The following is a 20119-nucleotide window of genomic DNA, read 5'->3' as shown; positions in this document are numbered from 1 at the left end:
CAAGAACTCGCGTCGCTCGTCACGGGGTCGGCGCAGTGCCGCCCCCGTGGCTCCACTCCGGCTTGCCGCCGGCGGCCGTGGACGTGACGTCCGGACCGACCAGCAGGAACCGGGCCTCCTCACGGGCCAGGGGGCAGTGCTCGACACCGCGCGGAATGACGAAGAGGTCGCCGGCCCCGAGCTCGACATCGCCCGTGCGCAGCTGAATGGTGATGGACCCCTCCAGCACCAGGAAGGTCTCCTCCTGGTCCGCGTGACTGTGCCAGGTGGTGGACCCGATGCCCTTGGCCACCTTGAACAGGTTGCCGTTGGCGCTCGCCAGCACTCGCTGCGACCAGAACTCTTGCAGTCCGGCGGCTTCCGTGGCGAGGTTGATCTTGTTCATCGTTGCTTCCCTTCGACGGTCCGACCAGGTTTTCACCCGCCTGATCGGACCGGTGAGTGGTAGGAATGCCACGTGGCGCAAGAATCCGACCAGCCGCCGATCCCGGTGGCCCTGCTGGTCGACGAGAATTCCAACCCGTTCGAGGTCGGCTGCACGTGCGAGGTGTTCGGCGCCCGGCGCCGGCCCGAGCTGGGCCGGGAGCTGTACGACCTGCGCGTCGTCGCCCCCGGCGGCCGGGCCACGGCCCGCGACGCCCTGTTCACCTTCGCCGATACCGGTGACCTGGACGAACTCGAGCACGCCCACACCGTGGTGGTGCCGAACCGCCCCGACGTCGACTCGCCCCAGCATCCGCGGGTGCTGGACGCCGTGCGCCGGGCCCACGCCCGCGGCGCCCGGTTGATAGGGCTCTGCACCGGTGCGTTCACCCTGGCCGAGGCCGGCCTCCTCGACGGCCGCCCCGCGACGGTGCACTGGCAGCTGGCCGACGAGTTCCGCCGCCGGTTCCCGTCCGTCCAGCTCCAGCCCGACGTGCTGTTCGTCGACGACGGTGACGTGCTGACCTCGGCGGGCAGTGCGGCGGCCCTCGACCTGGCTCTGCACGTCGTGCGGAGCGATCACGGAGCGGAGATCGCGAACCTGGTGAGCCGCCGGCTGGTGTTCGCCGCCTTCCGGGACGGCGGCCAGCGGCAGTTCGTGGAACGCCCGGTGCCGGGCGTCCCCGCCCAGCCCCTCACCTCGACCCTGGCCTGGGCCCAGGAACGCCTGGACGGCCCCCTGCCCGTCGCGGCCCTGGCCCGGCACGCCCACCTGAGCGTCACCAGCCTGCACCGCCGTTTCCGGGTAGAACTGGGTACCACCCCGCTGGCCTGGCTGACCGCTGAAAGGGTCGAGCTGGCGCGGCGTCTGCTGGAACAAGGGAGAGCCAGCATGACGTCCGTGGCCATGAGCAGTGGGTTGGGTACTACGGCCAACCTGCGGGCTCAGTTGCACCGGCACACCGGGCTGAGCCCGACGGAGTACCGGGCCCGGTTCGGTGGGGGCCACGCGAACTGATCCTTGACCGTCAGGCTGAAACCTTGGTCAGAGTGTCATTTCCAGGCGTCCCAGGTCTCCATCCGCTGTCGGTAGACCTTTTCCACCACAGGACGCGGGTACGCACCGACGAAGGCCCGCAGAGGTGGTTGCGGGGCGTCGACCAGGGCCAGGATCGTCGCGGTCGTGGTGCGAGGGTCTTCTGGTGCGCGGGCGGTGGAACTGGCCCGGCGGGTCTCCCGGATCGGCTCGTACGCCTCGATCGGTTCGGTGCGCACCGCCGAGTCGCCGGACCAGTCCGTGCCGTACGGACCGGGTTCGACGATCGTCACATTCACTCCCAGAGGCCCGACCTCCTGGGCCAGCGCCTCGCTCATCCCCTCCAGCGCCCACTTGGAGGCGTTGTAGATCCCCAGAGTCGGGAAGGCCGCGATCCCGCCGAGACTCGACACCTGCAGGAGATGTCCGCTCTTCTGCCGACGCATTACCGGCAGCACGGCCTGGGTCACCCAGAGCGCCCCGAAGAAGTTCGTCTCCATCTGCTCGCGCGCCTGTTGCTCGGTCGTCTCCTCGATCATCCCGAAAAGCCCGTAACCGGCATTGTTGACCACTACGTCGATCGTTCCGCACCGCTCGACCGCCTGGTCCACCACGTCGAGAACCGCTGTGCGGTCGGTGACGTCGAGCAGCAGAGGGACGACCCGGTCACCGAACGCGCTCACCAGGGGATCGAGAACCCCCGGCCTTCGGGCGGTGGCGACCACCCGGTCCCCACGTTCCAGGGCGGCCTCCGTCCAGACCCGCCCCAATCCTCGTCCTGCCCCTGTGATCAGCCATGTCTTCATGAGCCCCACCCTGGCCGCGGCGCCGGAAGACAACCAGCACCCCGCCGGGGTTAGCCTGCTGGGCATGGAGAATCTGCTCGGCGAGTTCATCAAGGCCCGCCGCGGCCAGGTCAGCCCGCAGGAGCCGGGCACGAAGCATCGCCGGGTGACCGGCCTGCGCCGGGCCGAGCTGGCGTCGCTGGCCGGGATCAGCGAGCCGTACCTGGTCAGGCTGGAGCAGGGCATCGACCGGCAGCCCTCACCCCAGGTGCTCCAGGCACTGGCCCGGGCCCTGCGGCTGGACGACGATGCGACCCGGCACCTCCTCGGCCTCACTGCTCCAGAACCTGTCCGGCGAGTCACCCCCGATCTCGCCGACAACGTCCACCAGCTTCTCGACTCCTGGCCCACAACACCTGCTTACGTGCGTGACCGGCATTTCGGGATCCTCGCCGCCAACAAGCTCGCCCAGTCGCTGTCCGACCTGTACACCCCCGGGCGCAATCTCGTCCGGGAGATCTTCCTCGGCCCACGAGCCCGCACCCTGTTCCCCGACTGGCCGCTCGTCGCCGCCCAGACCGTCGCCGCGGTGCGCGCCGAGACGGAGGCACGAGACCCGGAGATGATCGATCTGATCGCAGAACTATCGCAGGACAAGGATTTCCGTCAGTTATGGGCGCGCCACCACGTGCGGCCGGCCCGCGACGAGACCAAGCGCTTCGAGCATCCGGTGGTGGGCCCATTGACACTGCGGCGCCAAGCCATGGCCATCGCCGGCGCCGACGGCTTTGTCGTGATCGTCTATCAAGCAGAGCCGCAGAGTGCCTCGGCGGCAGCCCTCTCCCGGCTCTGACGTAGTGCCGACTTCGTCATCCGCCGGTTCTTCCGTCAGTCAGGGCCGCTGGACGGTGGTGGGGTCGACGTGGTGTTCGTCGTCGATGCGGGCGGCCACGTCGTCGGCGGCATCCAGAGAACCGGTGCGACGACCGCAGTAGGCGCGCACGGCGTCCTTGCGGCGGTCGTAGAGCACAGAGAACGCTTCGCCGTCGCCGTCGCAGGCCCGTCGCCACCGCGGCCTTCACCGACCAGATCTGGCCCGCCCCGTTCGGCATTGACCGATCGTGGCGCATCCTGAGCGCCGGTACACGCCTCCAGAATGAACCATTGATTCAGTCGCCACCGACCTCGACAGTAGATTCCATCCGATCCGGGGGACTCCGGAAGCTGTTTTCTCTCAGGAGAACAACTAGTCTGAACGGGGAAACGTCATGCGTGAGATCGAGAACGGAGAAGAGAGCCACTGGTTCAAGACATCGGTTGTCGACGCGGAATCCATCGATCATGAGTGCCAGATTGGGGCTGTCAAGGTCACCGGCGACATCATCAGAATCCGGGTGGCCCAGCGCATCGATTTTGATCTCTTGGCCGAGCCCGTTGCTATACGACCCAGCCTGGCTCGCATCAACTTGGGCGAGACCTTCGAGATGGACGCTTCCCAGGCCATTGAGATCTCAGACCGACTCCGCGACGCTGCATCGTTCGCCAAGCACATCAACGGCATGGCCCAACGACCGCGACTCATCGCGGAAGGGTAGCTGCTCTCTCCGCCCAGCGTGCTCGGATACGGCTGGAGTCAGCATCGAGGAGACGGCGGCGCTCCCAAACCCTGATACGCGATGTCGAATCCCGAAGCCGGTTCGCTGCGAATTGATCCGCCACCCGAGAGGCGTTATGCCGGGATCTCCCTTAAATTGATCAAGCTCTGGCGGTTGGTCAGCGGCGGGGTTCAAGCAGAGGACGGTCGTGCGCCGATTCGTGGTGTCAGTTACGTGTGTCTTGCTCGGTGTCACCCTGGCTGGGCCGGCCGAGGTGGCGTCAGCGGCTCAGAAGCCTGGTGATGCAACGAATTACCAGATCAACGCCACGCACACCGGCTTGGCCACCGGCCCGGCACTCTCGAACACGATGCGTCGGCTGTGGGTCAAGGACTTCGGCGCAAGCACCTCGTACCCGCTGATCGTGGGTAACCGGGTATTCGTCGCCGCTCGGCCCAGGGCCGCGGAGGGGGTCGATCCGGGGCCCGTCCGGGTCTGGGCCTTTGACAGGCGCACGGGTCGTCAGCTGTGGAAGTCATCCGCCCTGGGCCACGGCACGGCGACCCTGGCCTACGGCAGCGGCAAGCTCGTCGTGCTGCACTCCAACTGGAGCGTCGACGGAGAGCACGCGAGTCTGAGGGCACTGAGCACGACCACGGGAAAGGCTTCGTGGAAGCGGAAGATCGCGGCGCCGAAATACGCGTCGATCATTCACGACGCCTCGAAACCCGTGACCGTTCACGGGGGAGTGGCCTATCTCAACTTCTCGTACAGCGGCGACAACTATGTGGCCGTCAACGTCGCGACCGGAAAGATCAAGTGGGCCAAGTACGCGACCAACGACTTCTCCCTGGGCCAGGCCATCAGCGGCACCCGAGTGTTCTACGGCTCTGATTGCAACTGGGCGGCCCGCACCCTGAACGGCAAGCAGGTCTGGCGTGACGACTACCAGTGCTCAGGTGGAGTGTGGGGGACCACCTCGGTGCTGTCCGGCACCCGTCTGTGGCTGCACACGGGCCTGCGGGGCAGCCGGGTGATGGATGCCCGTAACGGCAAGCTGCTATTCGACTTCGACTCCACCGACGTCCCCGCGATCGTCGGCACCAAGGCATTCCTCACCCCGCAGGAGCCCCACAGCTCTTACGACGTCTCACTGCGGGCCGTCAGCAGTTCCACCGGTGCCAAGCTGTGGTCGCGCGATCCCTCGTCCGACACTTACGGAGAGATCATCGCTCCGCCGGTCGCCACATCGAAGGTCGTCTACGTGACCACCAGCCAGGGCTGGGTGCTGGGCTACAGCACGACCACGAGCAAGCTGGTCTGGAAGGGCAAGGCCGGTGGCAGCATCGTCCCGGGCACCGACCATCTGGCGAATGAGGGCTCGGCCATCGGCCGTGGGGTGCTGGCGGTGTCGGCGACCAATCGTCTAGCCGTTTTCGGCTGATCAACTCGTCCGGAAGCGAGCGCTCCCGCCTGTCGCCGGGCGGGAGCAGAGCTCGAATTGACTGGTTGTCAAGACAACTGCGTGCCCGGGCTACCGTCAGAAGCATTCGCGATGAAAGAGGTCGTGGACAAGAGGCTCACCGTCCACGAGCTTCTCTCGCTCGTGCTTTGATCGTGAGGATGACGTCGGTCTTGGCCTTGGTGTAGTCGTTCATGTCGTCCCACTCCTTGCTGAGCAGAGCCCTCTTGGCGATTTCGTAGAGGGCGCGATCGTCCGCGTCAGACCGTAGGTGGTCGCGCAGGAGAAGGTATTCGCCCACCTCAGGGTCTCCCCGTTCGAACAGATGCACGTGGACGTCTTGCGCTGAAGTACGCACCAGGCGATGCCCCGGCTCGCGCACCCGTAGCCCATACCCGGCGGCCAGCAGCGGGTCCAGGAAATCCTCCTCGGCGGTGATGTCCTCGACCGTGACCACGATGTCGATGATGGGCTTGGCGGCCAGTCCGGGAACGGACGTCGAACCGATGTGTTCGATCTCGACGTTCACTGCTACGAGGGCACTCCGGATTCGCTCCCGGTGATCACGGTAGATGTCTGCCCACTGGTCGTCGTGACTGTGCAGTTCCAGGCCCAGGCCGGACGCACTTCCCACGAGCTCGGAAGTGGTGACGTCCGGGCGGCGCTGATGCGTATCGTGCCCGCCGACCACGTGCTCGGTTACGACGTGCACGACGTGATCGAGCAGATCGTCGATAACGGTGACTATCTGCCGGTACACGAGCACTGGGGACGCAGCGTCGCCTGCGTGCTGGCACGGGTCGGCGGAGCCGTGGTCGGGATCGTGGCCAGTCAGCCGGATGTGCTGGCCGGGGTGATCGACGTCGACGCTTCGCAGAAAGCGGCGCGATTCGTGCAGTTCTGTAACGCCTTCCGCCTCCCGATCGTCACGCTGATCGACGTGCCGGGCTTCATGCCGGGGCGGGACCAGGAACGTGGCGGCATCATCCGCCATGGCGCGAAACTGCTGTACGCCTACTGCGCGGCCACGGTGCCGCGGGTCTCGGTGGTGCTGCGCAAGGCCTACGGCGGTGCGTACATCGTTCTGGACTCACGTTCTGTCGGTGCCGACCTCGCCTACGCCTGGGCAGGCAACGAGATCGCGGTGATGGGGGCCGAAGGTGCCGCGAACGTCATCTTCCGCCGGCAGATTCGTGCGTCCGACGATCCGGATGCCACCCGCGCTCGCCTGATGGAGGAGTACGAGGGAGAGCTGATGCATCCCTACTACGCGGCCGAGCGCGGGTTGGTCGACGATGTCATCGATCCCGCCGACACCCGTCGCGTGCTCGTACAGGCCCTCATCAGCCTGCGCCGGAAGGACAGCCTGGGTCCGGGGCGGACCGGGCCTGCTAACCCGCCTCTTTGACCGGTCAGCCTGGACTTCCGCTCTGGGACCGCTTCGCCGCCACCGGTTGGGACACAGTGGCGGTCATCCGTACGGCGGCTTCGTCGATGACGTGCAGCAGGGTCAGAACCTGCCCGGTAGCTCCTTCGTCCGGGACCCCGGACAGGACCGGCCGTACATCGGCTCGCTCCCGGCTCCGCAGCGACTGGCGTAGGCCGGTCAGGTTCTGCACCGTCTGCGCCTGCGCAACCGAGATCCGCTCGTGATCTAGCGGTTCCCGGGTCGTGCGCACGAATCGGACCAGCGTCCGGGACTTCTCGGCGCAAAGATCGGCTGCGGGAATCACCGGCTCCCAATGATCGCGCAGCCGCAGCCGGCGCAGCCACCGACCCCGAGCGGTCAGGGGCTGCATCACGCGGGTGATGGCGACGCTGGCCACCACCACCGGCCGGACCTGATCGGCGCCCACGCTCGAGGGGTTCTCGCCGAGAGCGACGAGCAGGTTCTGCAGAGCCTCCAGCAGGGCACCCATGCGCCGGCGCAGCACATCTTCAGTGCGGATCGGCAGAACGAGCCAGGTCACAGCAATTCCGGCGACCGCTCCGAGACCGATTCCCTCGAGCCGCTGTCCGAGTACGGCCGTACCACCGTCGCCGAAGAATCCGTAGACCAGGGCCAGCGCAGCGGTGACGCTGCCCGCCCAGTAGGCATAACTGGCCCGGCGCACGGCGAGCGCGAACCACAGCACCACGAAGATGCAGGCGACCGCGCGGTGGTCGCCGATGCCGAAAATGCCGGTGAGCAGCGCGGCCACGACGGTTCCGAGGCCGGCCCCCAGACCACGCTGGATGCCCTTGTAGAGCACGTCGCCGCGCCCCTGGTTGGCGCTGCTGACGATGTAGGCCGTCAGGACCGGCCACTGCCAGTGGTCGGAGTTGACGTGCCGGCCGATGGCGAATCCGAGAACCAGGGCACCCGCCAGCTGGATGGCCATCCGCGTACTGGGTGACAGATTTCGTGACGCGGCGGGCCGGTCCGAAGGGCGCGGCGCGGTGGTGCCGGGGAAGTGTGCCGGTGCGAGTCGGCGCGCAGCGGTCAGGCACAGAAGAGTGATCAGCGCCGATGTTGCGCCGAGCACGGCCGACCAGCTCGCGCGCTCGATCTCACCCTCCGGCACGTAGGGAGTGATGAGCGCGGCCACCAGAGGAAGAGTGGTGAGGGTGCCGAGCGTGGTGCAGCCAGGGCCGAAGCGCCTCACCCAGACGGCGACCGAGAGCACCACGACGAAGAGCACGTCGCCGAGGCGGTGGTCACGGGCCATCTGGCTGCCCACGAAACTGGCGAGCGCGGCGGCGGGAGGAACAGCCAGGAGCAGCCAGGGCGGCCGGGCCGGGCGCTCGAGCTGGTTGCGGGCGAGGGTGACCGAGAGCGCGACGGTCATGACCACAAGATCTACGTGCTGGCCGGCGTGGGACTCGACCAGCAGGGAGACCCCCCACGCGCTGAGGGTTGCCGCCGTGACGACGGTAGCGATCAGGAGGTCGCCGGTCAGGAGCGCGACTCGACGCCGCAAGATACTAAGCATGCATCACCTATATATGAGGCCGAAGTACCGAAAAACTCTATAGAACGTTTCCTTTTCGAACTAACTAGTTCATGGTAACTTACCACTGCTGGAGCTGGGGGCCACGCTTTCCGGTCGGTGCACGGTCGATGTCGATCCCTGCCGGCCGGTCGTCCTGGCGCGAATTCGCGTGTTTGGCCCTCGGTGAATCTGTAGCTGGACCCTGCCCGGTCCTGATCCGGATCGGACATCCGCCGCCTCCGGGTGGCCGGCACGGAGGGGTGCGTGCAGACATGGGTAGGCAGAAAAGACCTTTGAGCGAGGAAGCGCCTTTCGGCGAGCTCGCGCGTAGCCTCCGGGCCCTGCGGGAGGACGCAGGTCTCACCTATCGCACGATGGCGGCCCAGATCGCCGACCCGGGCTGCTCGGCGGCGACTCTGAGTCGCGCCGACTCGGGTGATCTCCTACCGCGCAAGGAGGTGGTCGTTGCCTACGGCACCGCCTGTGGTGCGTCCCGGGAGCAGATGGTGCACGTGTGGAATCAGGCCGCCGGCCGGGCTCGCCGGCTGAATGCCGCGACCGGCGGAGCCCGGGTTGAGACGCTTCACGCCGGAGCCGTGTTCCGTCCGCGACTGCTGGAGCTGATCTGGGAGCCGGTGCATCTGCTGCTGGCGATGCATCACCTGCGATCCAGTGCCGGGGAGCCCTCGCTGCGGGAGATCCAGAGCCGGGCCCGGCGCCTGGGCCTGCCGCCGCTGCCGAAAAGCACGGTAGCCGATCTGCTCAGCGGAATTCGGCTGCCGACCGAGCAACAGTTCATGACCTATGTGACCTGCTGTGGGGTGCCCGAGGCGGAGGAGCGGCGCTGGTTGCTGGCCTATCGGCGCACGATGGGCTCGGTGAGGACGGCCTCCAGGTGGAGAGATGATTCATCACAGCTTAATATTTCGCTGGAAAGAATCGAACAAGAAGGTGCTATTCGGCGGTTCGCCCACCAAACTAGTTCCTGATAGCTTAACAACTGTGAGAGATGAGGCGGGCGAGATCGCTCCCGAGGTCGTCAGTGAGATCCGCCGGGGCACCACGCGTCTGGCCCGACGGCTGCGGCTCGAGCGCGACCAGGGCGGTGTCTCGGGTACGAAGATGGCGGTGCTCGTGCACCTGAACACGCATGGGCCCAGCGCCCCCAAGGCCATTGCCGTCGCGGAACGTCGCCTGCCTCAGTCGCTCACACGTTCCCTGGCCGAGCTGGAACACGACGGGCTGGTCGAGCGGAACGACAACGAGGCGGACGCCCGCAGCAGCATCATCAGCATCACCGAGGCGGGGGTCGAGGTACTGCGGCAGGACATGGCCAGTCGTGACGCCTGGCTCGGTACCGCGATGGACGACCTGTCCGACCTGGAGGTCCAGGTATTACTGCTGGGCGCGCAGATCATGAACCGGATCGCCTGATCCAGCGGCCGGGGGCATCACCCGGCCGGTCAAGCTCTGACGAGAGGAACAGCGTCCATGCCCGGGTGGGTCGATAACGTCATCTGGTGGCACGTGTACCCGATCGGATTTCTGGGGGCCGATGCGCGCGGTGCCGAGCGGGCTCCCGTGCGCACCCTGCGCGACCTGACCGTCTGGCTCGACTACCTGGTCGAGCTCGGGGCCAACGGTTTGGCTCTGGGGCCCGTCTTCCGGTCCTCGACCCACGGTTATGACACGCTCGACTACCTCAGCATCGACGAGCGCCTGGGTGACCGGGCCGATTTCGACACCCTGGTCGCCGAGTGCCGACGCCGGGGTGTCCGGGTACTGCTCGACGGCGTGTTCAACCATGTCGGCCCCGACTTCCCTCGGCTCCAGGCGGCCCGGGCCGGTGACGCCGACGCGGCCCGCTGGTTCGTGCGTGACGAGAAAACCGGTGAGCTAGGCACCTTCGAGGGTCATTCCGGTTTGATCGCCCTCAACCACGCCGAGCCCCAGGTGGTAATTTTCGTGGCCGCGGTGATGAATCACTGGCTCGATGCCGGAGCCGACGGCTGGCGCCTCGATGCCGCGTACACCGTCCCGCGCTCGTTCTGGGGCCAGGTACTGCCCGCGGTGCGGGAGCGTCATCCGGAGGCATACATCGTCGGTGAGGTGATCCACGGCGACTACCCAGGCATCGTGCGGGAGTCGGGCATGGACTCGCTCACCCAGTACGAACTCTGGAAAGCGATCTGGAGCAGCGTCAACGACCGCAACCTCTTCGAGCTGTCGTGGGCCCTGAAACGGCACTGCGAGATGCTGCAGACCTTCGTCCCGATGACTTTCACCGGCAATCACGACGTCACCCGTATCGCCAGCCGCATCGACGACGAGCGCCATCTGCCGCACACGATCGTGCTGCTGTTGACCCTGCCCGGCACGCCGAGTGTCTACTACGGCGACGAGCAGGGGTTTCGTGGTGTGAAAGAAGACCGCGCCGGTGGCGACGATGCCGTGCGTCCTCCATTTCCCGCCGAAGGCCCATCAGATCTGGCACCTTTCGGCTGGGATCTCTACCGGTTGCACCAGTTGCTGATCGGCTTCCGGCGCCGGAACGCCTGGCTGCGGAGGGCCGAGGTGGAGGTCCGGCGGCTGACGAACCACTTCCTGTCCTACGAATGCCGTTCCGGTGCTGAGCATCTCGTGGTCGCTGTCAATCTCGGCGACTCGCCCGAGAGCGTCGAACTGCCGCCGGGGGAGTACTCCGTGTTCGACAGCACCGCTGACCGGAGTGACCGGATCAGCGCCCGCCTGACGGTACCGGCCCACCGGTGGGCGATCGCCCACCGCTGACGGGTCAGCCGGCTCTCAACACCAATTCGGTGATGGCGCTGTAGTCGTCCGCCCCGAACCCCGGAGTGGTCTGCTCATTGATGCGCAGCTGCACGGTCTGGGCCTGCACCGGCTCGATCGTCTTGAGCTGGATGCTCCGGTCCCCGTCTTCCAGCTCCTGATTCACGCTGACGCCGTTGTCGAAGATCCAGGTGACCGACAGGATGCGCCGGCCCTCCTCGTATCGGTCGGCCCCCGATTCAGCGTCCTTCTTGGTGTAGCCGTTGGTCAGACCCACCACCGAGATCTGCGATCGGGCCGGCAGTTTGATGGTGATCAGCTCGTCGTAGTAGAAGCCGGTCGCCCGCCAGGCCGTGGTGAGGTCGCCGTCCACCAGGTTCTGCGTCCCGTAGCTGACGGGATGGCCGGCGTCGTCCGTCGACGGATCGGCGGTGCGGTCCGCGGTGATGGTGGCGTCGGCGGCGAGGTTCACGCCCGTCGGTACGTCCGTTCCCGTGCTGGGTGAGGCCGTCGGGGGAAGGTCCGCCGGTCGCCAGGTCGTGGCCGGGGGCGCCTCACCGGGGCCGATGAAGTGCAGCACCAGGAAGGCCCCGAGCAGAGCCCCGACGACGGAGACTCCCCGGACGATCCACGGACGCTCTGACGCCCGGGTCGTGCGGACCGTCGCCGGTTCCGGGGGAGGGGTGACGGCGTCCGGGAACGGCAGGCCGCACCGCGGGCACTCGGGATCGGCCGGCAGACAGGCGCTGCCGCAGCGGGGGCAGGTCATTGGGCGGGTCCGTCGAGAATGATCTGTGTCCTTCGCCTGAACTCGCCGGTGCTGAATCCGGCCTGCTCCATCGAGACGGTGATGGTCTCGAGGATCTGCTGCTCGATCATCCGGACGTGCCGCTGGATCGCCAGGCCGGCCTGGAAGTCCTGCGACTCCAGATCGGTTCCCAGTTCACGCACCCCGGTGCGGGCACCGCGATCGGTGGACGACTCGTCCGCCATTCGCCGCAGTCGGGTGCGCAGGTTCCCGGCACCCTGGTCCTGCCGGGTGGCGGTGAGCAGCAGCCTCAGCGGCGCGCGGAGCAGCAGCCCCAGCAGACCGGGAAGCGTGGCGAGGGCGGTGCGCCGTACGACGTCGAGGTCGGGGGCGGTGTACTGGTCGATCTCGCGGTACCGGGCCCGGATCGGCGGGGTGCTGCACCCGATCAGGTCCAGGTGCAGCGTCTGGCCCTGGACCTGGCAGCGCACGAAGACCCAGATCTCGTAGTCGCCCTGGCCCGGGGCCGCGCGGACACAGAGGTAGCGGTGGGTGCCGGTCGCGTCCGTGCTCTCCAGCAGTTCCATCTCCGCCGGCGACATCCGGGGCCGGGGGAGGCCGGTCGCCGGGTCGGTCCGTGGGTCACCGGACCGTTGGGACGTCTGGGTCACCAGACGCTCCTGCACCGACACCTCGCCGACGCCGTCCATCCGGACCAGGGCGATCGAGAGTGTGTCCTGGATGCTCTGCGTCGTGAGCGACGGCGCCCCGGCATCCTCCGTCGTGACCAGCGGGACCGCCCGCGTCCAGGTATGCAGAGGAGTGCCGGACCCGATGAACGGCTTCTCGGACGCGTCGTGCGGGTAATAGGTGACGTTGCCGGTCTGCGCCTGGTCGATGTAGCGCAGCCGGGCCTGGTACCGCTTCGGCCCGGTGGGGCTCCCGGCGGGGGAGAACGTCGGCGGCAGCAGGTGGTCGACGATCGTCTGGTGGTTGACGAGCCGCTCGACGGCGACAGCGGTCCAGGCCGCGCCCAGTACGACCACCATGACCCCGATCACCCGAGCCACGAACGTCGTGAACGTCGGTGGGGTGGCGTAGGGGTCCGAACCCCCGAACGAGAACAGGCCCTGGGAGCTGGACTCGAACAGCAGTGCGGCCACGACCAGCGTGATCACGGCCGGCACCAGAAGGGCGAGCGCCCCGGCGACATGCAGACGCAGGAGCGCCCGCAGGGACCGGTAGGCCAGCAGCACCGCGCACAGCAGCGCCGCGACGGCCAGCAGCAGCTTGCCCTCGACGACCAGGAAGACCAGCAGGATCGCGGTGAGGACGAGGTCACGGACGATCTGGTGTCGTCGTGCGTTCAGTGCGTGCCGGACCACCGGTGCGGCATCGGCGCTGAACGACGGCGCGACGGCGCGGTCTCTACGGCCCAGGAGCTCGTGCAGAACGGCGTTACGGAAATCGGGATCGAGGTAGGCCCCGGCCGACAGGTACCGCGTCGAACTACTGCGCAGCATGCGCCGGTGCGCTGACGTCGGTGCCGGACCGAGCGGCGCGTCAGTTGCCTCTGCCGACCTGCCCACTGCAGCCCCCGGTGATTCCTCGACTACCCAAAACGGAGCATACCAAGCAGGTGTTTTCCGCCCTGAGGTCGGGCTGACTGCGGACTTCCAGCCCGGCGGTTGGCGAAATTGTAGCTCAGATCCGTCGAATATTGTAGTGTAGGAGCTGGCGTAATTGTAGTGTTGCTGATGTCTGGGGGGGCGATGGACGACGATCACGGCTCTGCTGGGCTGGACGGCCGAACAGGGGGGCATGATTTTCGTACGGGATACGTACGGCGAGTGGTCGATGACGTGCTGGACGATCTCCTGCCGGCATTGCCCGCGATTCTGCTCGACGGGCCGAAGGCGGTCGGGAAGACGGCCACAGCCTTGCAGCGGGCTCAAACGGTGTGGCGTCTGAGTCGTCCTCCTCAGGCTGCTGTGGTGTCCGCCGACCCACAGCAGGCCCTGAACGCTGCGCCTCCGGTTCTACTGGACGAATATCAACGAGTGCTGCCGGTTTTCGATGCAGTAAGGGAGGCCGTGGACGAGGACTCGGCGCCCGGCCGGTTCCTGCTCACCGGTTCGGCGCCGCCGCCCGGGTCACACTCGGGGGCAGGTCGAATCACGACAGTGAGAGTGCGGCCGCTCACGCTGCCCGAGCGCGGGGTCAGTACGGCAATGGTCAGCCTGGCGTCGCTCTTCGAGGGGTCCTTCACGGCACCCGTCGCCGGCGTCAGCGCCCTTGGCCTGGCCGACTACACCGACCTGATCCTGGCCTCCGGTCTGCCGGGCCTGCAGCATTTGCAGGGCAGGCCGCTGCAGATCCAGCTTGACGGCTATCTGGACCGGATCGTTGAGCGTGACATGAGGGAGGACGGGCACGATGTGCGCCGCCCGGCCACGCTGATGGCGTGGTTGCGTGCGTACGCGGCGTCGGTGTCGACCACCACCAGCTGGGACAAGGTCCGTGACGCCGCGAGCGCGGGATCGGCGGTCAAACCGGCCCGCTCAACAACGGGCCCCTACGTGGACACGCTGACCCGCCTGCGCATCCTGGATGATGTGCCCGCATGGATCCCCAGCCACAATCATCTCAAACGTCTAACGCGGTCCCCGAAGCACCATCTGGCTGATCCCGCGCTCGCGGCTCGGCTCGTGGGGGCTACTCGCGCAAGCTTGTTGCGGGGGGCCGGAGAGACCTTCACCCCCTTGGACGGGACGTATCTGGGGCAACTTTTCGAGTCGTTGGCCACATTGAGCGTGAAGGTCTTCGCCACGTCTCTGCCGGCATCGGTCTCGCACCTGCGTCTGGACTCGGGACGTCGTGAGGTGGACCTGATTGTCGAACGGGACTCCGATCGGGCCATCGTCGCGTTCGAGGTCAAACTCGCCGGCGAGGTGAATTACGAGGACGTCAAGCACCTGCACTGGCTACGGGAGCAGCTTGGTGAACAGCTCGTCGATGCCGTCGTACTGACAACTGGACCGGCGGCATACCGGCGCCCTGACGGGATCGCAGTCGTTCCCCTGGCCCTACTCGGGTCCTGATTTCGGTACCACTGGCTTTCGCAGTTACTTGATGAAACGAGGGGCGGGCCCGCCGTGCGGGCCCGCCCCCGCTGCGCCCCGCTGCCCCTTCGGGGCCCCATATCTCCGCTGGGCGTCCGGCATCGGTTCCGTGCCGGGGGCGGATGGGGATCGGTGATGGTGGGGGAGGGCAGGGGCGGACACGAGTCCTTCCCCACCGAATCCGTCCCTGCTCTCCCCGGTGCCGCGCGCCCTTCTTGTACGGCACCCTTCGTACCCGCGATGCAATGGCCGGCTGGCAGCATCTGAGGGCGGTGGACCGTGCGGTCCTCCATGACGGTGTGTGATTCAGAGCCGTCGGGTCGACACGGCTCCCGGATCGCCTTCGCGGCGTTCGGCGAGACCACCCGTGGACAGCCATCCGGTCACGCAGACGCGCACGGCCGCGGCGGCCGGGCACGCCTGCCACCACCGGCAGCGCCGGCAACGGCCGTCCGGGCCGATCGGGTGCTCATCGAGCAGTTGCTCAAAAGCGTTGACCACGTGACGGGTTCGCCGGAGCGCGACCACCTGGTCGTTGTCCTCGCCCGGTAGACTAGGTGTTTCCACCTGGTGCCGAAGATTCTGCTGGAGGTCGGCGAGTTCGGACCGCATCTGATCCCGCGGAAAGGTGGCGCCGGAGAACTCAGGTCTGGCCACGGGCATCACGATTCGGGGAACGTCGTCGGGTTCCCATCTGCACTTCCACTGCTGGCTGTAGTCATCCCCGTTGCTCCCTCACAGGCCGTATGGTGCTCGCTACAAGAGTGGCGACCGACTTGGCCTCAAAACAACCTAGCGTTTTGCTAGCTAAGTGCGTCACTCTGAAAGCGGTTGCGGAGCGGTCAGTAAGGGGACACCGGGGTGAAGTTGGCACAGGGGAAAACACCTAGTCGGCGGCGATCGATACCGCAGCAACAGCTAGGTGTCAGGCTGCAGGCGCTGCGCGAAGGGGCTGGATACACGCAGGAGACCGTGGCGAAGTTGCTGCGGTGCCACGTCGTGACCCTGTCGAAGATGGAGAACGGCCGCACCAGTCTGCGCCCTGCTGTGGTCCGCGAGCTGGCACGAATTTACGAGGCGTCGGCGGAAGAGGCGGAAAGGCTGGTCGGCCTCTGTGACGACGGTGACGGCGCCGGCTGGACGGTTCCCTATCGAGACGCCATTGCCGAACCGGTTTCGGCGCTGGCCGACATCGAGGCCCGGGCGGGTGCCATCTTCGACTACGCCCCCGAGCTCGTCCCGGCCGCACTGCAGACCAGCTCCTACGCCGAATACCTGGTCAACCTCGCGACCGAGGTCCGCGCCGAGCGACGGCGTCAGATCCTCGGGTTCAAGATGGAACGTCAGCAGCGGCTCTTCACCCGAAACCCGCGTCCATCCATGAAGTTCGTGATTCACGAGGCCGCGCTACGGGCCCGGGTGCGCAGCGAGCGGGTGATGGCCGACCAAATTTCCCATCTGGTGGAACTGTCGAACCAGAAGGATATCGAAGTCCGGGTGTGGCCCTTCGAGGCCGGACCGCACCGGTGGATGAGCGGCGCATTCACCCTGCTGCAGTCCGGCGACAACAGGTATCCGCACGTGGTCTACACCGAAACCCAAGTGGATGAGAGGTATGTGGAGAAGCAGGAGCACGTCGAACAGTACGCCCGTCTGTTCGCTCAGATACGCCGTAAAGCTGTCCCGATCAAGGAGTTTCCGCTGTGACGGAAAACGTCAACAACCCCTCTGAATGGGTGAAGGCACGAAGGAGTACCAACTCGAACGCCTGCGTCGAAATGCGTCGTCTCGGGCACGTCGAAGTGCGCGACACCAAGCAGCGCGGGCAGGGGCCCACACTGCAGCTCGGCCAGGCCGCCTACGCGACCTGGCTCGCCGGCGCGAAGTCCGGCGAGCTCGACCACCTGACCGGACTCTAACCTCGTCCACTCGAAGCGCCCCCGGCCGCACCCAGCTCGGCCGGGGGTCCTTCGTGGGTAAAAAGTGTCAATTGTCCGTAATGATACCCGGAAACGCGCTCTAGGGTGGGCGGATGAAGAACATCCTGGTGGTCACCGGCGGCGGCCGCGGTATCGGTGCGGCCGTGAGCCGGCTCGCGGCCGCCCGGGACTATGCGGTGTGCGTGAACTACCGCACGGACGCGGAATCGGCCGGAAAAGTGGTGCAGGACATCATGGCCAAGGGTGGCGAGGCGTTCGCCGTGGCCGCCGACGTGAGTCGGCAGGCAGAGGTCGAGAGGCTGTTCCGGACGGTCGACGGCACCGTCGGCCGGGTGACGGCGCTGGTGAACAACGCCGGGGTGGTGGCCCCTCAGGGCCGGGTCGACCAGGTGGACGAGGAGCGGCTCACCCGCCTCTTCACCACGAACATCAGCAGCGCCTTCCTGTGTTCGAAAGAGGCCGTGCTGCGGATGTCCACCCTCCACGGCGGTTCCGGAGGGGCGATCGTCAACGTGTCCTCCGCGGCCTCCCGTCTGGGATCACCGGGGGAGTACGTGGACTACGCCGCGTCGAAGGGAGCGATGGACTCCCTCACCACCGGGCTCTCGCTGGAGGTGGCGGCGGAGGGCATCCGCGTCAACGGCGTGCGGCCGGGCTTCATCCGCACGACCATGCACGCCGACGGCGGTGACCCCGGCCGCGTCGACCGCCTGCAGCATCTCCTGCCGATGGGCCGCGGCGGTGAACCGGAAGAGGTGGCCGAGGCCGTCGTCTGGCTGTTGTCCCCGGCCTCCTCGTTCGTCACCGGCACCTTCATCGACCTGGCCGGCGGGAAGTAGGGCCCTAACCCTCGATGATCGCCATCAGCGCCGCGGCGTACGGCGCGGAGTCGACGTCACCGCGCATCGCGAGCTGCTGGCTGTAACTGGAACAGAGCGCGACGAAGGCCTCGGCGATCTCGTCGGCCTGCTGACTCCGGCGCGGCGGCACCATCTCGGCGATCGTCGCCCGCAGGGCGGCGAGCTGTCCCTGCACCACGACCGCCAGCGCCGGTGACACCGTCGCCTCGGCGTAGATCTGGACCACCAGCCGGGCGTGATCGGTATCCCGGGCCCGGGCCCGCACGTGCTCGAGGAAGGCGGCCACGGACTCGGCGGTCAGGGCCGTCGGCAGGGCTTCGGTGCCCTGCTCGCAGACGGCGATGACGATCTCGTCCTTGCTCTTGAAGTACCGGTAGATGGCGCCGTTCGAGAGTCCTGACCCGTCCACGATGTCGGCCATCGAGGTGCGGGCGAACCCGTGACTCGCGAACCGGGCGCGAGCCGCGTCCACAATCTGCTGACGTCGGGCGTCAAGGTGTTCCTGGCTGACCTTGGGCATAAAAAGAGTGACTCCTCGTTTTATTTGCTACTGTCGGGAGCTTACCCCAGACCATCGACCTCCAGGAGCTGTCATGCGCTACCAGACCTTCGGCCGCCTGACCGGACTGCGCGTGTCGGAGTACGCGCTGGGTACGGCGAACTTCGGAACATCCGACGGCAGTGCCGGTCTCGATGCATCCCGGGAGATCTTCGAGGCCTTCGTGGCGGCCGGCGGCACCACGATCGACACGTCCAACATCTATCGCGACGGCGAGGCCGAGACCGTGCTCGGCGGGCTGCTCGGCGACCGGCGGGACGACCTGGTGGTGATCACCAAGTACAGCGGCACGAGGCAGGCCGAACCCCGCCCGGGCACGACCGGAAACGGCCGGAAGGTGATGATCCGGTCGCTGGAAGAGAGCCTGCGCCGGCTGAAGACTGACTACGTGGACGTTTTCATGCCGCATTTCCCCGACGGCACCACCCCGGTCGAGGAGATCCTGGGCGGCTTCGACGACCTGATCCGGGCGGGCAAGGTCCTGCACGGCGGGCTCTCCAACTTCCCCGCCTGGCGGGTCGCCGGCGCCACGCTCCGCGCGGACCTCCAGGGCCTGGCCCCGCTGGTCGGTATCCAGTCCGAGTACAGCCTGGCCGAGCGCTCCGCCGAACGAGAGATGCTGCCGATGGCGGAAGCTCACGGTCTGGGCGTGGTCCTGTACTCCCCGCTGGCGGGGGGCCTGCTCACCGGCAAGTACCGGCAGGGTGAGCCGGGCCGGCTGAGCGCCCGCGGCGACGCCCTGGAGGGCACCGCCCAGCGCACGGCGATCGTCGACGCCGTCCTGGACATTGCGGACGAGGTGGGCACCAGTGCGGTCCAGGTCTCGCTGGCGTGGCTGCGCCGCCGGGCCGACGTGGCCTCCACCGCCCTGGTCCCGATCGTCGGCCCCCGCACCCTGTTCCAGCTGGAGGAGTACCTGAAGGCCCTCGACCTCGAACTCGGCGACGAGCACTACCAGCGCCTGGACGAGGTCAGTGCCGTCCGGCTCGGAACCCCGCACGAAGACGTCGCCGCCGCCCTGAAGCACGGGTTCGACGGCAACCGCTCCCTGCTCCAGGCTCTTCCCGTGCCTGTCGTCTGACCGGCCTGGCCGACGGCTACTCCAAGGTCGGGAACATCGGCCTCGCCGCCGGTTGCCTGGTGTCATTTCTTCATGACCAAGCACAACCTGTGAATTGGTTGTGCGGCTCCTGCAACATCCAGGCCGGGCCGGACGTATGGACCACTGAGGGGTGAGCCGACGGGGAGGTGGCAGTGGTGGGGACGAGCGATGCGGAGTTCGAAGCCTTCGTGGCCGCTCATGGGCCTGGGCTTCTCGCGTTCGCCCGGGCCCTGACCGCGAACCGGTCCGATGCCGAAGACCTGATGCAGAGCGCCCTGACCTCGGCCTATGCCCGCTGGCCCAGTATCCGCGTCGACGAGGCCCTGGCCTACGTGCGCCGCAGCATCGCCAACGGCCGGGTGAGTCTGTGGCGCCGTCGCAGCAGCCGTGAGGTCCTGGGATTCGAGATGGACGTCGTCTCGTATGAGCATCACGACGAGGACACGGTCGAGCGCCTGGCCCTGCGGGCCGCGCTTCTGCGCCTGCCCAGGGGCCAGCGGGTGGTGCTGGTGCTGCGGTACCTCCTGGATCAGTCCGATGCGCAGATCGCGGAGATCCTCGGTATCAGCCTGGCCGGCGTGCGCAGCCAGGCCCATCGCGGCCTGAAGACTCTGCGCGAGCAGGTGGAGTCCCCGGGCCGGCAGGACAAGGACGAGCCGACACCGGTGAGGAGGTTGTCATGACTGGCGACCCGCAGGCGCAGACGGAGGTTCTCCTGCGTCGCG

General features: G+C 67.3%; 22 protein-coding genes and 1 pseudogene. 14 read left to right on the top strand and 9 right to left on the bottom strand.

Going from position 1 to position 20119, the window contains the following annotated elements:
* Positions 1-19: 19 nt before the first annotated feature.
* On the bottom strand, positions 20-385 hold the full coding sequence (locus LR393_RS31170; protein ID WP_231488784.1) for a cupin domain-containing protein: 366 nt from the start codon (positions 383-385) through the stop codon (positions 20-22).
* 72 nt (positions 386-457) lie between these two features.
* On the opposite strand from LR393_RS31170, the gene LR393_RS31165 reads away from it, so the two are divergent.
* Positions 458-1441, top strand: coding sequence for a GlxA family transcriptional regulator (locus LR393_RS31165; protein ID WP_231488783.1), 984 nt, complete (start codon positions 458-460; stop codon positions 1439-1441).
* Between the two features lie 35 nt (positions 1442-1476).
* Here LR393_RS31165 and LR393_RS31160 read toward each other — a convergent pair whose 3' ends face one another.
* The gene (locus LR393_RS31160) at positions 1477-2265 is read right to left on the bottom strand and encodes an SDR family NAD(P)-dependent oxidoreductase (RefSeq protein WP_231488782.1); all 789 of its coding nucleotides are present in this window, start codon (positions 2263-2265) and stop codon (positions 1477-1479) included.
* Between LR393_RS31160 and LR393_RS31155 the strand changes: the two genes are divergently transcribed.
* Positions 2264-3097 carry a helix-turn-helix domain-containing protein gene (locus LR393_RS31155; RefSeq protein WP_231488781.1) on the top strand — a complete coding sequence of 278 codons (834 nt, stop codon included), beginning with the start codon at positions 2264-2266 and terminating at the stop codon, positions 3095-3097. The genes LR393_RS31160 and LR393_RS31155 overlap by 2 nt on opposite strands.
* A 39-nt stretch (positions 3098-3136) precedes the next feature.
* On the opposite strand, the gene LR393_RS31150 is transcribed toward LR393_RS31155, so the two are convergent.
* Positions 3137-3274: a hypothetical protein gene (locus LR393_RS31150; RefSeq protein ID WP_231488780.1), complete on the bottom strand. Its 138-nt coding sequence runs from the start codon at positions 3272-3274 to the stop codon at positions 3137-3139.
* Between the two features lie 238 nt (positions 3275-3512).
* Here LR393_RS31150 and LR393_RS31145 point away from each other — a divergent pair, with 238 nt between their 5' ends.
* Both LR393_RS31145 and LR393_RS31140 read left to right on the top strand, forming a co-directional pair.
* Positions 3513-3839, top strand: a complete 327-nt coding sequence (locus tag LR393_RS31145; RefSeq protein ID WP_231488779.1) for a hypothetical protein — start codon at positions 3513-3515, stop codon at positions 3837-3839.
* A 370-nt stretch (positions 3840-4209) separates the two neighbouring features.
* The gene (locus LR393_RS31140) at positions 4210-5283 is read left to right on the top strand and encodes an outer membrane protein assembly factor BamB family protein (protein ID WP_231488778.1); all 1074 of its coding nucleotides are present in this window, start codon (positions 4210-4212) and stop codon (positions 5281-5283) included.
* A gap of 136 nt (positions 5284-5419) precedes the next feature.
* Here LR393_RS31140 and LR393_RS31135 read toward each other — a convergent pair whose 3' ends face one another.
* Positions 5420-6013 carry a GrpB family protein gene (locus tag LR393_RS31135; RefSeq protein ID WP_231488777.1) on the bottom strand — a complete coding sequence of 198 codons (594 nt, stop codon included), beginning with the start codon at positions 6011-6013 and terminating at the stop codon, positions 5420-5422.
* Between LR393_RS31135 and LR393_RS31130 the strand changes: the two are divergent.
* Positions 5963-6709, top strand: a pseudogene (locus LR393_RS31130) (carboxyl transferase domain-containing protein); the annotation flags it as partial. The gene LR393_RS31135 and the pseudogene LR393_RS31130 sit on opposite strands and share 51 nt — an antisense overlap.
* Positions 6710-6713: 4 nt before the next feature.
* On the opposite strand, the gene LR393_RS31125 reads toward LR393_RS31130, so the two are convergent.
* A complete protein-coding gene (locus LR393_RS31125) occupies positions 6714-8261 on the bottom strand; it encodes an FUSC family protein (RefSeq protein ID WP_231488775.1) in 1548 nt (515 codons plus the stop codon).
* Positions 8262-8566: 305 nt separating this feature from the next.
* Between LR393_RS31125 and LR393_RS31120 the strand changes: the two genes are divergently transcribed.
* Genes LR393_RS31120 through LR393_RS31110 form a run of 3 tightly spaced genes read left to right on the top strand, consistent with a single transcriptional unit; the run spans position 8567 to position 11063 of the window.
* On the top strand, positions 8567-9262 hold the full coding sequence (locus LR393_RS31120; RefSeq protein ID WP_231488773.1) for a helix-turn-helix domain-containing protein: 696 nt from the start codon (positions 8567-8569) through the stop codon (positions 9260-9262).
* A 13-nt stretch (positions 9263-9275) separates the two neighbouring features.
* Positions 9276-9707: a MarR family winged helix-turn-helix transcriptional regulator gene (locus LR393_RS31115; RefSeq protein ID WP_231488771.1), complete on the top strand. Its 432-nt coding sequence runs from the start codon at positions 9276-9278 to the stop codon at positions 9705-9707.
* A gap of 57 nt (positions 9708-9764) precedes the next feature.
* Positions 9765-11063, top strand: coding sequence for an alpha-amylase family protein (locus LR393_RS31110; RefSeq protein ID WP_231488770.1), 1299 nt, complete (start codon positions 9765-9767; stop codon positions 11061-11063).
* Between the two features lie 4 nt (positions 11064-11067).
* Here LR393_RS31110 and LR393_RS31105 read toward each other — a convergent pair whose 3' ends face one another.
* Both LR393_RS31105 and LR393_RS31100 read right to left on the bottom strand, forming a co-directional pair.
* Positions 11068-11832, bottom strand: coding sequence for a TFIIB-type zinc ribbon-containing protein (locus tag LR393_RS31105; protein ID WP_231488768.1), 765 nt, complete (start codon positions 11830-11832; stop codon positions 11068-11070).
* Positions 11829-13334 carry a hypothetical protein gene (locus LR393_RS31100; RefSeq protein ID WP_231488767.1) on the bottom strand — a complete coding sequence of 502 codons (1506 nt, stop codon included), beginning with the start codon at positions 13332-13334 and terminating at the stop codon, positions 11829-11831. Before LR393_RS31100 ends, LR393_RS31105 begins: the two co-directional genes overlap by 4 nt.
* A gap of 327 nt (positions 13335-13661) precedes the next feature.
* On the opposite strand from LR393_RS31100, the gene LR393_RS31095 reads away from it, so the two are divergent.
* Positions 13662-14912: an ATP-binding protein gene (locus LR393_RS31095; protein WP_231488765.1), complete on the top strand. Its 1251-nt coding sequence runs from the start codon at positions 13662-13664 to the stop codon at positions 14910-14912.
* 327 nt (positions 14913-15239) lie between these two features.
* Here the strand turns inward: LR393_RS31095 and LR393_RS31090 are convergent, their stop codons facing one another.
* The gene (locus LR393_RS31090; protein ID WP_231488764.1) at positions 15240-15590 is read right to left on the bottom strand and encodes a hypothetical protein; all 351 of its coding nucleotides are present in this window, start codon (positions 15588-15590) and stop codon (positions 15240-15242) included.
* Between the two features lie 204 nt (positions 15591-15794).
* Here LR393_RS31090 and LR393_RS31085 point away from each other — a divergent pair, with 204 nt between their 5' ends.
* The 3 genes from LR393_RS31085 (at position 15795) to LR393_RS31075 (ending at position 17712) form a co-directional block, all read left to right on the top strand.
* Positions 15795-16640 carry a helix-turn-helix domain-containing protein gene (locus LR393_RS31085; protein ID WP_331283007.1) on the top strand — a complete coding sequence of 282 codons (846 nt, stop codon included), beginning with the start codon at positions 15795-15797 and terminating at the stop codon, positions 16638-16640.
* Positions 16637-16852: a DUF397 domain-containing protein gene (locus LR393_RS31080; protein WP_231488761.1), complete on the top strand. Its 216-nt coding sequence runs from the start codon at positions 16637-16639 to the stop codon at positions 16850-16852. Before LR393_RS31085 ends, LR393_RS31080 begins: the two co-directional genes overlap by 4 nt.
* A 113-nt stretch (positions 16853-16965) precedes the next feature.
* Complete coding sequence (locus LR393_RS31075; protein WP_231488760.1) at positions 16966-17712, top strand: SDR family oxidoreductase; 747 nt, start codon at positions 16966-16968, stop codon at positions 17710-17712.
* 4 nt (positions 17713-17716) lie between these two features.
* On the opposite strand, the gene LR393_RS31070 is transcribed toward LR393_RS31075, so the two are convergent.
* Positions 17717-18253, bottom strand: coding sequence for a TetR/AcrR family transcriptional regulator (locus LR393_RS31070; RefSeq protein WP_231488759.1), 537 nt, complete (start codon positions 18251-18253; stop codon positions 17717-17719).
* Positions 18254-18326: 73 nt separating this feature from the next.
* Between LR393_RS31070 and LR393_RS31065 the strand changes: the two genes are divergently transcribed.
* A complete protein-coding gene (locus tag LR393_RS31065; RefSeq protein WP_231488758.1) occupies positions 18327-19373 on the top strand; it encodes an aldo/keto reductase in 1047 nt (348 codons plus the stop codon).
* Between the two features lie 176 nt (positions 19374-19549).
* Positions 19550-20077 (top strand): SigE family RNA polymerase sigma factor, encoded by a 528-nt coding sequence (locus LR393_RS31060; protein WP_231488756.1) that lies wholly within the window; start codon positions 19550-19552, stop codon positions 20075-20077.
* Positions 20078-20119: the final 42 nt, after the last annotated feature.

The sequence above is a fragment of the Kineosporia mesophila genome, from assembly GCF_021129235.1.
GTDB lineage: Bacteria > Actinomycetota > Actinomycetes > Actinomycetales > Kineosporiaceae > Kineosporia > Kineosporia mesophila.
This window is presented reverse-complemented; position numbering and strand designations above follow the sequence as displayed.